The sequence below is a fragment of the Micromonospora sp. BL4 genome (assembly GCF_003667505.1).
Taxonomy (GTDB): Bacteria; Actinomycetota; Actinomycetes; order Mycobacteriales; family Micromonosporaceae; genus Micromonospora.
This window is the reverse complement of record NZ_RCVJ01000136.1, coordinates 35,226-50,405: the sequence shown is the minus strand read 5'-3', so window position 1 is coordinate 50,405 and position 15,180 is coordinate 35,226. Positions and strand designations below refer to the sequence as shown.

At 69.4% G+C, this 15,180-nt stretch carries 9 protein-coding genes; 5 read left to right on the top strand and 4 right to left on the bottom strand.

Annotated features, from left to right (window positions below; genetic code table 11):
* The first annotated feature begins 35 nt into the window (after window positions 1-35).
* Together EAD89_RS16435 and EAD89_RS16430 are read left to right on the top strand one after the other, a co-directional pair.
* A complete protein-coding gene (locus EAD89_RS16435) occupies window positions 36-1,769 on the top strand; it encodes a phospholipase D family protein (protein WP_147458814.1) in 1,734 nt (577 codons plus the stop codon).
* Window positions 1,762-4,938 (top strand): DEAD/DEAH box helicase, encoded by a 3,177-nt coding sequence (locus tag EAD89_RS16430; RefSeq protein ID WP_158610746.1) that lies wholly within the window; start codon window positions 1,762-1,764, stop codon window positions 4,936-4,938. The genes EAD89_RS16435 and EAD89_RS16430 overlap by 8 nt, the downstream gene beginning before the upstream one ends.
* Before the next feature lie 211 nt (window positions 4,939-5,149).
* Here the strand turns inward: EAD89_RS16430 and EAD89_RS16425 are convergent, their stop codons facing one another.
* Window positions 5,150-7,453 (bottom strand): UvrD-helicase domain-containing protein, encoded by a 2,304-nt coding sequence (locus EAD89_RS16425; RefSeq protein WP_121676345.1) that lies wholly within the window; start codon window positions 7,451-7,453, stop codon window positions 5,150-5,152.
* A 470-nt stretch (window positions 7,454-7,923) separates the two neighbouring features.
* Here EAD89_RS16425 and EAD89_RS16420 point away from each other — a divergent pair, with 470 nt between their 5' ends.
* Window positions 7,924-8,778: a hypothetical protein gene (locus tag EAD89_RS16420; protein WP_121676344.1), complete on the top strand. Its 855-nt coding sequence runs from the start codon at window positions 7,924-7,926 to the stop codon at window positions 8,776-8,778.
* A gap of 338 nt (window positions 8,779-9,116) precedes the next feature.
* On the opposite strand, the gene EAD89_RS16415 is transcribed toward EAD89_RS16420, so the two are convergent.
* Entirely contained in the window at window positions 9,117-9,899 is a 783-nt protein-coding gene (locus tag EAD89_RS16415) for a hypothetical protein (protein ID WP_121676343.1), read from the bottom strand.
* 190 nt (window positions 9,900-10,089) lie between these two features.
* Between EAD89_RS16415 and EAD89_RS16410 the strand changes: the two genes are divergently transcribed.
* Window positions 10,090-10,728, top strand: a complete 639-nt coding sequence (locus EAD89_RS16410; RefSeq protein ID WP_147458813.1) for a hypothetical protein — start codon at window positions 10,090-10,092, stop codon at window positions 10,726-10,728.
* Here EAD89_RS16410 and EAD89_RS16405 read toward each other — a convergent pair.
* Together EAD89_RS16405 and EAD89_RS16400 are read right to left on the bottom strand one after the other, a co-directional pair.
* Complete coding sequence (locus EAD89_RS16405; protein WP_121676341.1) at window positions 10,718-11,086, bottom strand: DUF4180 domain-containing protein; 369 nt, start codon at window positions 11,084-11,086, stop codon at window positions 10,718-10,720. The two genes, EAD89_RS16410 and EAD89_RS16405, sit on opposite strands and share 11 nt — an antisense overlap.
* Window positions 11,079-11,534, bottom strand: a complete 456-nt coding sequence (locus EAD89_RS16400) for a helix-turn-helix domain-containing protein (protein WP_199733530.1) — start codon at window positions 11,532-11,534, stop codon at window positions 11,079-11,081. The genes EAD89_RS16405 and EAD89_RS16400 overlap by 8 nt, the downstream gene beginning before the upstream one ends.
* 177 nt (window positions 11,535-11,711) lie before the next feature.
* Between EAD89_RS16400 and EAD89_RS16395 the strand changes: the two genes are divergently transcribed.
* Window positions 11,712-15,134 (top strand): AAA family ATPase, encoded by a 3,423-nt coding sequence (locus tag EAD89_RS16395; protein WP_121676339.1) that lies wholly within the window; start codon window positions 11,712-11,714, stop codon window positions 15,132-15,134.
* The last annotated feature ends 46 nt before the right edge of the window (window positions 15,135-15,180 follow it).

Here is a 15,180-nt window from a genome sequence, read left to right as displayed (position 1 = left end):
TCCGACCCTTGCCCGGAACCCGACTGGACTGCGCGGTGGGCACGACCTACACCTTGAATCTGACCACCCTGCTCATGGTTCCTGCGGCGCACGCGCTCCTCGACGCGGGCCAATCGGGCGACTCCGAGGATGAGGCCCCGGAAGGGCTCACACCCATCGGCCTGCTCGACGCGCTGCACCGTACTGCCGACCGGATCACGCTTTTCTGCGATGCCGCGCAGATCGCCCCTCCCCTGCACCGTCGCAGAGCCCTCCTCGGCTTCATCGAGCAGGCGGTCGTGCCGGTCACCGCTCCCCGTGGCGGCGCATTCCACCCGAAGCTGTGGGCACTGCGCCATGTCGACGAGGCGGGGCGCCCGACGTTCCGGCTGCTTGTCGCTACCCGCAACCTCACCTTTGACCGGTGCTGGGACACGATCACCGTCCTGGAATCCGACCCCGGCGGTCAGCGGCTCGCGGGGATCGGTGACCTGGTCCGCGGGTTGCCCGCGCTGTCGGTCACGTCACTGCCCGACGCACGGCACAAGCCGATCGCCGCCCTCGCCGACGAGCTCGATGCGGTGCGATTCGCGCCCCCGGAGGGGTTTCGTAATCTCCGCCTGCACGTGTTCGGCCTCGACGAAGGGCCATGGCCCTTCCCGAAGAGCTGCCACCGGCTCCTGGTGGTGTCCCCGTTCCTCAGCTCGACGACGCTGCAGCGCCTGCCGACGGCGACGACACGACGAGCCCTGATGTCCCGGCCGGAAGCCCTCTCTGCGGCCGGACAGGCGGCCAGCACATACGAATGCTTCACCCTGAACTCCGCTGTCCTAGATGATGCGCCCGACGTGCCGCGGGCGAGCCGTGACGACCCTCGGCGCGTGCAGGACGGCCTGCACGCCAAGCTTTACGTCACTGACGATGCCACCGGAACGAGCTGGTGGACCGGAAGCGCCAACGCCACCGGCGCCGCCTTCGAGCGCAACGTCGAGGTTCTGCTGCAACTGGATACGACAGCAGAACGGCACTCCGTGCGGGCTCTACTGCAACAGCGCAGGGAGGGGGATCCCGAGAGGCGCACCTTCCGGGACCTGCTGTTGAGCTGGGAGGCCGAGGACGGCCACGAACCGGCCGACGACAACCGAGACGAGCTCGACGAGGTACGCCGAGCCGTGACCGCCATCCCCTTCACCGCCACCGTTGCCGAGTCCGAGCCCGGCCGCTACGAGGTCACTTACCGGTCCGACAAACCGCTGCCGCTTCCGGCCGGGGTCGAGGTGCGCTGTCGGCCGGCGACAGTCGCGCAACTCGACCAGCCGTCGGTGTTCGACACCGAGGGCCGGCTGGTGTTCTGCACTTCAGCCACACTCACCAACCTTTCCGCGTTCCTGGTCATCGAACTGACGCTGGCTGGGCTGAGCACCGTCTTTGTCGTCAGGTGCACCCTGCACGGCGAGCCCGAAGATCGGAGGCAGCGGCTCATCGCGGACCTGGTGGGGGATGCGCACCGCCTGGTGCGTTACCTGCTTGCCCTGCTCGCCGACGACGAGCTGCCCTTGAACGGCGAAGAGGTGGATCGCGTCGGCGCGTACGACTGGACCGGCGCGGACCTCGAGCGGCTACCGCTGACAGAGGTGATGCTCAGAGCCCTCGCCAAGGATCCCGGGCGCCTGCGTGAGGTGGCCGACCTGCTCAAGACGGTCCGGGATGGCGGCGGGCAATTGCCCGATGGCCTGGACGGGCTCTGGGACGCCGTATGGCACGTTGCCCAGGAGGACATCCATGGCTGAAGCCGCCGCACTCGCCGGACTCACCGACTTCCAGCGCAGGACCGCACAGTACGTCTTCCGCCGGATGTATCTGGATCCTGAGCCGGCCACCCGATTCCTCGTCGCCGACGAGGTTGGACTCGGCAAGACCCTGGTGGCTCGAGCTGTGGTTGCTCAGACAATCGCTCATCTGCGCGAACTCGGCGACCAGCGAATCGACATCATCTACGTCTGCTCCAACACCGCGATCGCCCGTCAGAACCTCCGCAAGCTCAGCCCGCATGGGGTATCGACTACGGCAGCTGCTGGCCGGCTCTCCCTGTTGCCGGGACAACCCGGGGCGCAACCGAGGGGCGTCAACCTCGTTGCGCTCACCCCTGGCACGTCACTCCAGCACGGCACCGCCCTCGGCACGTTGGCCGAACGCGCTGTCGCACTGGAGTTTCTGGCAAGTACGCTCGGCACAGATGCAACCGAGCGGAAGGGCGTCTACCGGGCCTTTGCGGGCAACATCAGCGACCGTGACGGCAGCCTGCGCGACCTACGGGAGAGGTTCGCCGCTGCTCGCGGGCCGTTGAAGCCGGTGTGGGGGGCCAAGCACATCTTCGCGCGGCACTTCAGTGCAGTGAACGCTCGGTACCGGGAGGCCAGCGGGTCCTGGATGCGGGAAACGCTCGACTGGCTCGACAGCGAGTTCCGGAAGACGTCTCGCCGGGATCCGGATGCCAACGCGGTGCGCAACGAGTTCATCGGGTGCGTGCGCCGGGCGATGGCCGCCACAGGTGCCGAACTGCTCCGTCCCGATCTGGTCATCTTCGACGAGTTCCAACGCTTCGCCGATCTGCTGCACAGCACCGAGCCCGAGATCCAGTCGCTGCTGGAAAACCTGCTCACGGGAGGCGGCGGCAGGAAAAACCTTGCGGCCACGCGCACCCTCCTCCTCTCGGCTACGCCGTACCGGATGCACACCACGGACGTGGAACGGGCCGCAGGCGAGGATGATCACTACCGTGACCTGCTGCGTACCATCGGATTCCTGGCTGGCGAACCCAGTGCGGCAGGGCTCGCCGCCGACCTTCGTCAGTTGCGGTGGGCGCTGACCCGCATTCCCGACGACGGCCTCGGCCCGGTTAGGGTGGTGACCGATGCCATCTCCGCCCGGCTGCGAACGGTGATGGTGCGTACCGAGCGCCTGGCGAGCACCGCAGACCGCGACGGCATGCTGCGCACCGTGACGCAGGGCGTGCCGGCGCCGGACGCGGAGGAGATCCGCGGCTACCTCGCAGCTAGTCGACTGGCAGGCCGAATTCCCCTGGGGGAGGGCATTCGCGATCACGATCTGATCGAATTGTGGAAGTCGACTCCCTACCTGCTCAGCTTCCTCAACCGGGAGAACTATCAGGTCAAGGCGGCACTGCAGGAAGCGATCTCGATAGCCGACGAGCCGGCAGCGATCACCGGAGTCCTGGCACATACCACCGCCACCATCCCCTGGTCCGACGTAGACACCTACCAGAAGTTAGAGCCAGGCCACGCCCGACTGCGTCAACTCCTGAACTCCGCTGCGGGTCCTGCGACACATCGTCTGCTGTGGTTGCCGGCATCTGCGCCGTACTACCGGGCTGACGGCCCCTTCGAGTCGCCGGTGGCGCGGGCATTCACCAAGCAGTTGGTCTTCTCTGCCTGGCATGCCGTACCGAACTCGATCAGCGCGATGCTGAGCTACGAGGTCGAACGCGCGACCACCGGTGCGCGACCCGACGTGACGTACACCGAAGCGGTGAGCCGGGCGGCTCGCCCGCTGCGTCTCGAGGCCGACACCACCTACCTCCTGCTTTATCCGAGCCTGGCCCTGGCCGACGCGGTCGATCCGCTCGCGATGGGCGTGAGCGCCAGCCAACTGCCAACCTGGCAAACGGTTTCGGACGGTGCGCAGCGGCTGTTGCGCGGTCGGATCGACAGGCTGACGGCAGGGCACCGGAGTGGGCCGACCGATCCGAGGTGGTACTGGCTGGCAATGCTGCTGCTGGACCACGAGCGACAAATAGCGGGAGAAGCGACCGCCGCGATAGATCTGGCTGACAGCCGGATGGGCGATGAGGCGGAGACCTATCGGAGCCGGATGCATGACTGGCAGCGCATCGTGGCGTCGGGTGGGCTGCCGCGGGACGTCGGTTCTCCTCCGGGAGACCTGGTCGAGGTTCTTGCCGAGGTGTCACTCGCCTCCCCAGCAGTGTGCGCGCTCCGTGCCATTCGGCGGGTGCTACCGCTAGCGACGCCAGAGATGTCGCTGCCAGCGGCGGCACGCATCGCTTCAGGAATCCGGGCCATGTTCAACGGTCCGGAGGCAGCCGCGGTCGTCGCCAGCGAGGACAGCAGCGTGTTCTGGCGCGAGTGCCTGAGCTATGCCGCCCGCGGCAACCTTCAGGCAGTGCTCGACGAGTACCTGCACGTCGTGACCGAGTGGCAGCGCTTCGACGCGGAGGCTCTGCCAGACCTCGCCGACCATGTTTTTCGTGCAGCGACACTCCGGGCCGTGCCGTATCAGGTGGACGTTGTCGATGCGGCGAAGGGTCTGGACCTTCGCCACATGCGCGGTCGGTACGCCGTCCGCTTCGGCCGTGGACGGGACGAAATGAATGGTGAGGTACGTGCGGAAAGCGTCTCCGAAGCGTTCAATTCGCCGTTCTGGCCGTTTGTGTTGGCCACCACTTCCATCGGTCAGGAGGGCTTGGACTTCCATCTCTACTGCCATGCCGTGGTGCACTGGAACCTGCCGCACAATCCGGTCGATCTGGAGCAGCGCGAAGGCCGGGTGCACCGCTACAAGGGGCATGCCGTGCGGAAGAACGTGGCACACCGCTGCGGCTTGCCTTCGAACCCTGACGGGGACCCGTGGCGATCGATGTTCGAAGCCGCAGCAAGGTGCCGGCCCGAGGGCGAGTCAGAAATCGTGCCGTACTGGGTCTTCGAAGGGCCTGCGAGCATCGAGCGGCACCTGCTGGTCGCTCCCTACACGCGAGACGCATCCGTGCTGCCGCATCTGTTGAATTCAACGGCCATGTACCGGATCGCCTTCGGCCAGCCAAGACAGGAGGAGCTGCTTCGGAGTCTGGCCCGCCAGCTCAGCCCGGAGCAGCAGGGTGAGTTGGCGCAAATTAGGGTTGACCTGCGGCCCGGGGACGACTGAATAGCAACGCTCGTTTCTCGATCTCCAGAGGCGCCGCCTCCCTCACGTCGCCTTGTCGCGCCGGACGTCCTTGATGTGCTCGCTGAGTGGCTTCAGATTGACGGGTGCCCCGCCCTCTGCGGCGGTCGTCTCTCGCCTAGGGGCGGGACGCGATCAGGAGTCGAAGGCCCGGTCTGCGCTCGACCGCGGCCCTTGTCGCTCCGTCAACAAGTCATCGCTCTGACTCCTGATCGAGCAGCTCACCGGCTCTGTTCAGGACGGCGTGCCAGAGGTTCGGTGCCACTGTTTCCTTGAGCAGCGCCACAACCTCTTCGGCCCCGAGATCGACGAAGCGCCGCGACACCGGGCGCGGTGACAGCTGCGTGACCGTCGACGTATCCGATTCCGCGGCGGGAGCCACGCGCCCGTCCGACTCGCGTTCCTCGAGGGGACCAGTAACCGTGGAACGCTCAGCCTCCTGACGCCGTGGATCCTCCACGTTGGTCGCGTTCGAGTTCGGCTCCGTGCTGGTTTCGATCCTCTCTATGCTCAATTCGGTCGGAATGTGGAGAGCGACGATGTCGAGGTACCTCGTCGTGCGGGTGAGAGCGACATAGAGAAGTCGGTGACCACGCTCGTCTTCGGCGATGATGTCGTCCGGCTCCACGACCACGATCGCGTCGAACTCGAGCCCCTTGGACTCCTGCGGGCTGACCACGTTCACGCCCGGCCCTAGGTCGCCAGCGGAAGCTGCCCGCCAGACGACATCCCTGACCGTGAGCTGCCGTTCGATGTCCGCCCGGCCCGACGCTGGGCAGATGATGGCCACGGACCGACCATGCGAGGCGTGGTCCATGGCCACTCGGACCGCTGTCGAGGCCCGCTCATCCTCGTCTTCTACCCGGTGAATGGTTGGATCCGCCGGCCCGTCCCGCACGACCTGGGGTGCTTCGACGTCGGGCGCGGCGATCGGTAGGAGTCTGGCCGCGAGGTCGAAGACCTGCCGGGGGACGCGGTAGCCGTAGTGCAGCTCTTCCAGCACGTGGGGCAGCTCCGCCGGGAGATGGTCCAGCAGGTCGTCCCAGTCGTCGCGCGCCCAGTGTCCGGTCGACTGGGCGATGTCCCCGACCACCGTCATCGACCCGTTGCGGGATCGGCGTGCGATCGCACGGAGTTGCATGGGGGAGAGGTCCTGCGCCTCGTCCACCACGATGTGCAGGTAACCCGCCTTGACGCCGTTGATCAGGTGGTCGAGCTCGTCAAGTACGGCGAGGTCGGAGTCGCTCCACGTCTCGTCCGAGAGCCGTTCGGCCGGTCGCCGGTGCAGCACGGACACCTCTCGTGCCGTGAACTCGTCGCCGGCCGCGGCGATCAGCCGGTCCCGTGAGCCGTAGAGCTCCCGCAGGAACGACGCTGGAGTGAAGGACGGCCAGAGCCGGTCCATCACCGGATCCAGTGCGAGGCGCAGACGACTGCGATCCATCCGCACCCGGGATCCAACGAGCTCGGTCAACAGCTCCCGAAAGAGCTGACGGCGCTCCGAGTAGGTGCCAGCGCTCGCGCGGGAGCGGCTCACCAGTGGCTTCAGCTCCTCGGCGGTGAGGCTCAGCGTGCGATTCCCGATCTGCACCTCGACCCACTGCTGGCTTTCTGCTGGGCCTACTCGGCCATAGAGCGCCCGCCGGACGAGCCCAGCCAACCGGCCGTCCCCCTTGAGCTTGACAGCGGCCGGATCGTCCTGGCGGCCCCGCTTCACCGGCGGATGCAACTGGTGCACATCGACCTGGGTGACGCTGGTGTCACCGAGGCTGGGCAGCACCAGCCGGGTGTAACGGGTGAAGGTCGGGCTGGGCCCCACCATCAGAATGTCGTCTGCGGTCAGGTTGCCGAGGCTGTTGAACAACAACCAGGAGACCCGGTGCAGGGCGATTGCCGTCTTGCCCGTCCCCGGGCCGCCTTGGATGATCGTCAGCTGATCGGCGTCGGCACGGATGAGGTCGAACTGCGACGCCTGGATCGTCCGCACGATCTCCTGCATCGTGCCGGTGCGGTTGCTCTCCAGATCGCTGAGCAGCGCGTCGCTGATCTCCTCGTACGCCTCCAGCTCCTCGACCGCCTCGGCGAGCTGAGCGAAGACGATGTCGCTGAACGAGGCGATTCGGTTCATGGAGCAGTCGTAGGTGCGCTTAAGCCGCAATTTCCTGGGGTCGGCGTGACTGGCCTCGTAGTAGCGGGCTGCCGCTGGCGCCTGCCAATTCATGACCAGTAGTTCAGAGTCATCGTCGAAGATCGCATGGTGGCCGATGTAGAAGCGCTCGCCGCCCTCGTCATCCATCCGGCCGAACGCGACAGGCTCATCTGACGCACCGATGCGGTCGAGCCGAGCCCGGGTGTCCTGCTTGATGCGGGTGGCGGCACCACTGTTGGCCGCGGCTCCGGCGGCGAGACTCAAGTTCGTACGCATCCGCTCTCGGTGATCCCACGCCGCGTCAAAGTACTTCTGCTCACGACGGAGCTCTTCCGAGAGCACGTCCATGTTGATCTCCCGTGGCCGATCGTCGGTGCGGTGCTTGCCAGCATGGGGATGGCCCGGCTGGCCGGCGCCTTCCCGGGCTGTAACTGCAAGGTGTCCTGACGATATGGGGCGTTACGGCCTCTGTCGTTCCGCCAATCGCCTGTCAGAGGTGAACCTTCGGGCTATCGCCGGCTGACGACTCCGCAGCCCGTTGCGGCTGTTGGTGACCTGCCGGGTCCGCTGGATCTGGCTGTTCGTTGGGCCCAGGTTGATACCTGACAGGCGCAGCCACTGGTCCGTTACGCGACGTAGTCAGTTTGGAGATAATGCCTGGTCATGCCACTACCTACCGTGAACCCGTCATCACGATCGGCCTTGGTGTCGGCACCGGTTCCCCTGAACCGAGCAGCCGCCACCGGGGCCTCAGACGGGAGAAACATATGCGTGCTCAGAAACAAGGCCGGCGGTTCGGTGCCCGAGCGTCCGTACTCGTGCTCGGTCTTGTCGTGGCCGCGGCGGTGGTCGCCCCGGCGAGCCCGGCGTCCGCCGCGGTCCCCGGCCTGGTGCGGATCGCCGCGACCAGCGTCAGCAACTCCGCCGACTTCCACAGCGCCACGGCCACCTGCCCGGTCGGCAAAGTCCTGACCGGCACGGGCTACGAACTGAACGGCGTCACGGGTGAGGGCGTCGTCGACGACCTGCGCCCCAACGGCGGCCCGGCCACCGCGCCGACGGCGGTCACCGTGGGCGCCTACGAGACGGAGGCGTTCGCCGGCAACTGGTCGGTGACGGCGTACGCGATCTGCGCCAACCCGGTGCCGGGCCTGGTGCGGGTCTCCGCAACCAGCGTCAGCAACTCGGCCGACTTCCGCAGTGTCACGGCGACCTGCCCGGTCGGAAAGGTGCTGACCGGTACGGGTTACGAGTTGAACGGCGTGACCGGTGAGGGTGTCGTCGACGACTTCCGCCCCAACGGTGGGGTCGCGGCGGCGCCGACCTCGGTGAACGTCGGTGCCTACGAGTCGGATGCCACCGCTCTGAACTGGTCCGCGACCGCGTACGCGATCTGCGCCAACCCGTTGCCCGGCCTGGTGCGGACGTCTGCGGTGGGTGCCAGCAACTCCCTCGACTTCCGCAGTGTCGTCGCGACCTGTCCGGTCGGGAAGGTGCTGACCGGCGCCGGCTACGAGCTGAACGGTGTCACCGGCGAGGGGATCGTGGACGACTTCCGGCCCAACGGTGGTCCGGCCACCGCTCCGACGTCGGCCGCCTCGGGTGCGTACGAGGAGGACGCGTTCGCGGGGAACTGGTCCGACACGGCGTACGCCATCTGCGCGACGGCGTAACACGGCTCATCCGGTGTAGCCGCCCCGCGAACGCGCGGGGCGGCTACACCGTTGACTGTTCGGTCAGGAGCCGCCCTGGCGTTGAACACGCCCCTCGCCCGAGACCTTGGCCCGGCCCAGGTCGTTCTCGGTGCCGGCGGAGCCGGTCGCGGTACGGCGGTTCCGTTGGTCGGGCGAGTGCTCCATGGGCGAGCCCTGGCGACCCGGAGCGCCACTGCCCGAATGCCGCCGGCCTCGCGCCGACTCACCACCGCTGTCGTGTTTGTTCTGCTTGTGGCTACCCATGCACCGCGCGTACCCGGTCACCCGGCGGCTAGTCACCAGCCGACCGGCGAACGTCAGCCGTTGGGTGTCCGCGTGGTGGGCAGGACTGGGACCGCTCTTGGCAGTCGCTCGCGTTGCTCCAACGGGAGCCATTCACCCTTGGGATCGAGCAGTTCGATGAACTCGACGAGTTCGTTCTGTAGGCGTACCAGCCGCTCATTCCCATGCTGGCCTCGGGCTTCTACCTCGTCCACCTCCTTCAGGAGGCGGGTGAACCAGGACGCGAACCTCGGGTCGGTGTCGAGGCGTTCGCAGAAGGCCGCGTATCCGAGCACCTCGGTCACCGCGCCCTCAGGCGACTCCACTCGGTGCAACATGACTTCACCGATGGCCCGCTGGTGTCCCCGGAACACGCGGAACGGGCCGGGCAGTGAGTCGGTCGCCAAGGGATGGTGAATCCGCTGTATCGCAGTGAAGAACTCCTTGGTGCTCTTCACCGACTCAAGATCGAGGAAGCGCTGTTCACGGCGGAGGACCTCCAGCCAGGCCAGGTGTTCGGCGAGGACGTACACGGTGTTGTGGCGGACATAGTGCTGGGCCTCGCTGTCGCCGGAGTGCAGGTACGTGCGCAGGAAGTTTCGGCTGAGCACGTTGTGCAGCCGAGACTGCAGCGACTCAGCTGACGACAGCAGCGGCACCCGGTAACGCCGGAACAGATCCTCGGCGAGTTCCACCTTCTCGCGGTTGCGTGTCTCGTCCTGCAGGCGGTGGGTGACGAGAGCAGTCCGATACGTCACCGCCACGCTGATCAGCGCCACGGCGGCGGACACCACAGCGATCACGATTTCCGGCCCCATGCCGCACAGCTTGCCTCGCCCCGTCGTCGGCCGATGCGTTCGACTCGCCGATCAGGCCGCTGGGGATGCGCGTAGGGCAGGCAGGCGGTCGATACCGCGATATGGCGTCCGCGGACGGCGTGCACGGGTGCCCGACCGTAGCGTCCGAACCGCGCGGGTCCCCAAGCGCGCGACCTGAGGGAGGGCAGCAATGCAGAGGCCGTTACCAGGGGAGCAGGCCCCGGTCATCGTGAATGTCGACCGGTGGCGGGCGGGGTTGCCGCCGGACGCCTGGCCGGACAACTTTCCAATCAGCGGCGACGTCTGGCGGCGCGACGTCTTCGCCGTGGCCGACGCGTACCGGGCCGGCTCGGCGAGCGCCCGCCAACTGCTGACCGCCGTGCTGATCTGGGGCTACGGACCCATCGGGTACGGGCCGTGGCGCGCCGCCAGGTCGCTCGGCGCCGACCCGGACGGCAAACGTCTGGCGTACGCGCTGGAGGAGATGTCCGCGTCAGCGCCAGACGAGGACGCGCTGCGCACGGCCTACCGCAGATTCCGCGACCCCAACCAGGCTCGGCTGCCGTGGTTGGGGCCGGGACTGTTCACGAAGGTCCTCTACTTCGTCGGTTACCGGCGCGGGGTGGGCGGTGTGCAGCCGCTGATCCTCGACCGCGTCGTGGCCAGCCGCCTCCCCGTCGAGGCCGGCGTCGGCCGACAGTCCGACTGGTTGTCGGAGGAGTGGCTCGCGTACCTGCGCTGGGCGGCCGAGCAGGCGCAGGCCCGAGGCGTTGAGCCGGACGAGGTCGAGATGGCGATCGGTAGGGAGGCCGAGGCGGCTACGACATAGCGCGCAGGCGGGCGTCGAGGGCGTCGAGGTCGGGGACGAACCAGATGTGCCCGGCCCGGTTCGACTCGTGTACCAGGGCACGCAGCGCCGAGCTCTCCGCCAGGTGCGCCGAGATGTCGCCGACCACGGCCAGTCGCAGCCGGTAGTTGACGAACTTCTGCATCACGTCGCCCGCGAAGCGGGTGCCCAGCGAGAAGAAGCGCTCGTCGAGCCGGTTGGCCGGCACGGCCACCACCTGGGCGCCGAGAAAGGCCGCGCCGATGAGGTCGAGCGCGTCCTGTTCGGTGGCCAGCGGCGGGCCCGCCGGGTCGCAGACCAGCACCGGCACCCCGGCGCGTTCCTGGACTTCGTCAGGCATCGTGGACCTCCCTGTCGAACAGGCCGTTGTCGGCGTTGAGCACGGCGTCGAGCAGGTGCAGCAGCTCGGCGGTCGCGGCGGGGTCGCCGAGGATGATGATCTTCATGCGTCGCCGCTCCTCGTCGTGCACGGTCTGCACCCGCAGAGGGTTGGCCGGGTCGTGGCCGGTGTTGGCGCTGGTGAGCACGAGCGTGCCGAGTCGGTCGGCGGCGGCCCGGTCGACCCCGTCGATCTGCACGATGCTCGACACCTCCGCCGGCCCGGCCGTGGTGCCGGTGGTGGCCCGGGTCTGCCCGGTGAGCGCGTCGAGGTCACCGGCGGCGATCCGATACTGCTTGCCGATCCGCACCGCCCTCAGCCGGCCGGAGCGGATGTAGCCGCGCACCGTGCGTACGTGCAGCCCGAGCCGGTCGGCGACCTGCTCGACCGAATACATGTCTTCCTTCATCGCTCCCTATCCTACCCACAAAGGGAAGGTTGGGGAGCGATGAGGTAGGTCACCCCCAAAAGGGTCCGCGACACACTCCCGGCACCGCCCGCGACGTCTTCACACCTGAGACGCCGGCCGGGCGCGCAGCGCCAACGATCCCCCGGTGTCAGACGATTCCAGTACGGTCTGGAAACCATGGACGCGCGGCTCGGCGACGCCATCATCGGGCGGGATCATCCCGCAGGTCTGCTGCGTGCTGAGCTGGATCGGGCCACCACCAGCCACGGGGCCCTTGTCCTGGTCACCGGCGAGCCGGGCATCGGCAAGACGACCCTGGTCACGGCCGCGGCGCGCGAGGCTCGACAGCGCGGGGCACTGGTGCTCGGCGCCGCCTGCTGGGACTCCGACAGCGCCCCCGGCTACTGGCCGTGGGTGCAGGTGCTCCGCGGCCTGCAACGCTCCGCCGACGACTGGGCGGTGGCGCGGGAGACCGCGGAGCCGGCGCTCACGACCCTGCTCGGCGAGGCCGGCACCGGCGGCGAGCAGGCCGGTCGCACCGCCAGTTGGGCCGGCGTCGACACGGGCGGCGACACCGCCGACCGCGAGGCGTTCGCCCTGTACGACGCGGTGACCGCCGCGCTGGTCGCCGTCTCCCAGCACCGGCCGGTCGTGGTCGTCCTCGACGACCTGCACTGGGCCGATCCGGCCTCGCTGCGGCTGCTGGCGTTCGCCGCCCAGCACACCTGGTTCGAACGGCTGCTGCTGATCGGCACCTACCGCGACGCCGAGGTCGAGTCGGGCGAGCACCCGTTGCGCCCTCTGCTGATGCCGCTGGTCACGAAGGCGACCACGGTCACCCTCACCGGCCTGTCCCGGGACGAGGTGGCCGCGCTGATGGCGCGTACCGCCGGGCGGGAGCCCGACGCCGGCCTGGTCGACGAGGTGCACCGGCGTACCGGGGGCAACCCGTTCTTCATCGAGCAGACGGCCCGGCTGTGGCGCGCCGACGGTGCCGGCGGCACCATCGCACCCGGCGTACGGGAGGCGGTGCGCCGCCGGCTGGCCCAGCTGCCCGCACCGGTGGTCGAGGTGTTGACCGTGGCCGCCGTGCTGGGCCGGGAGTTCCACCGTCAGGTCCTGGCGGCCAGCGCGGCTGCGCCGGCGGCGCAGGTCGACCGGCTGCTCGACCGGGCGGTGACCGCCCGGCTGGTGGTCGCCCGGGGCGGCGGCCGGTTCGCCTTCGCCCATGACCTGGTTCGGGAAACGCTCTACGACGGGCTCGGCGACGAGGACCGGCGGGCCCGGCACGCCGCGGTCGTCCGGGCGGTGGACCCACCGGCGGAGCTCAGCGACCTGCTGATCCCGGCCGACCTGGCCCGCCACGCCTACCTGGCCGGCCCCGCGCTCGACCGGGCCCGGGTCACCGAGCTGCTCGTCGCCGCGGGGCGGGACGCGTTCGCCCGGCTCGCCACCGACGAGGCGGGGGTGCACTTCCACCGCGCGCTCGAGGTCGTCGAGGACCGGGCGCAGCGGGTCCGGATCCTCGTCGAGTTCGGCGAGGTGCGCTACCACCACGCCGGCCGGGAGGAGGCGGGGCGACTGCTCGCCGAGGCTGCGACGCTGGCCCGTACGCTCGACGACCCGGTGCTGCTGGCCCGTGTGGCGCTCACCGTCCACCGCTCCCGCCAGGTCGAGACCAGGCGCTCGATGAACGCGGTCGAGCTGGTGCGGGAGGCGTACCGGCGGCTCATCGGCGAGCCGGACGACACCGCGTCGGTCGGCACGTTGATCGCCGACCTGATCACCGCCACCGAGACGATCGCCCGTCGGGGCCGGGACGACGAGACGCTGACCTTCAGCCTGTGGGCCCGCCACGACACCACCTGGGGGTTGGGCACCGCGGCGGCCCGGGCCGCCCTCACCTCGGAGATCCGGGACGTGGCCCGCCGCACCGGCGACCGGGAGACCGAGCTGTGGGCCACCTCGCTGCGCTGGGTGGCGCTGCTGGAGCTGGGCGACCCCCGCTTCGTCGACGAGTTCACCGCCTTCGTCACCGGCGGTGGGCAGGACGACCTGGCCCGGCACCGGATGGCCGCGACCATCGACAGTGGAATCATCGCGGCGTTCCGGGGCGACTTCGCCGAGGCCGACGAGCGGTTCGCCATCCTCACCGACTTCGTCGACCCGGGGCACACCGAGTTCGCGTTCATGGGCCATCACCTGCTCTGGTCCCGGCTGCTGCTCCAGGGCCGGTTCGACGAGGCCGACGCACTGCTGGACGGACTGGCCCCGGCCGACTACCCGTACCGGGAGCTGCTGCGGGCGATCACCGCCGCGGAGCGCGGCGACGACGAGCCGGCGGTCCGGCTGACCGCCGGCATCGAGGCCGCCGACATCCGGTACCCGCGCCCGGTGTCACCGCTCTGGCTGCGGCTGCGCGCCCAGGCGGCGGCCGCGTCCCGCGACCCGCAGCGCTGCGACGACGCGCGCGCCGCACTGACCCCACACCACGGAGAGTGGACGGTGGCGCTCTTCGGCTGCGACATCAGCGGTCCCGTGGACCACTGGCTCGCGGTGGTCGACGCCGCCCAGGAGCGCTGGGACGACGCCATCGCGGGCTTCGAGGCGGCCCGCGACGCTGCCGACCGGATGGGCTCCCGGTCTTGGTCGCTCATCGCCCGCGCCGAGCTGGCGAACGCCCTGGCCGCTCGTGGCCAGCCGGGCGACGCCGCGACAGCGGCCACCCTGAGTGCCGCCACCGTGCGGGACGCCACCGCCCTCGGCATGACCCAGGTGCTCGACCGGCTCGCCGGCCCGACGTCCCCCAGCGCCGCCACCTCGGCCGACCCCGCCACCCCTGGCCAGTTCACCATGGCTGGCGAGGCCATTGCGCTCAACCAGGTCATCGCGGCCAACCAGGTCGAGGCGTCAGGCCAGACCACGGAAGCAGGCCGGCTCGTCGCGTCAGGCCAGACCACGGAAGCAGGCCGGCTCGTCGCGTCAGGCCAGGCAGCGGAACCAGGTCCGGCCGTCGGGCCGCGCCAGGTCGCGCCGGCCGGAGCGCCGGTCGAGGGGTACGAGTTCCGCCGCGACGGGCCGGTCTGGCAGCTCGCCTACGCCGGCGCCGTCGTGCACCTGCCCGACGCCAAGGGGCTGCACGACCTGCATCTGCTGCTGAGCCGGCCGGGCAGTGACATTCCGGCGGTGGAACTGCTCGACCCGGCCGCAGGGCCGGAGCTGGTCGCCGCCCGCCGGATGGGCGGCGATCCGGTCCTCGACGACGAGGCGAAGGCCCGGTACCGGCGGCACCTGGAACGCCTCGACGAGGAGATCGACCGGGCCGCCGCGCGCGGCGACGACCGGAAGGTGGCCGCGCTGGACGGTGAACGCGGCGCGCTGCTCGACGAGCTGCGCGCCGCGGCCGGGCTGGCCGGCCGGAGCCGCCGGCTGGGCGACGAGGCCGAGCGGGCCCGCAAGACGGTCACCGCGCGGATCCGGGACACCCTGCGCAAGCTCGACGAGCGTCATCCGGCCCTCGCGGGTCACCTGCGCGAGACCGTCTCGACCGGCAGCACCTGCCGCTATTTGCCGCCCGAGCCGCCGCCCTGGCGCCTCTGAAAAAACAACGACGGACGGGCGCCGCCACATCAAGGGCGACGCCCGT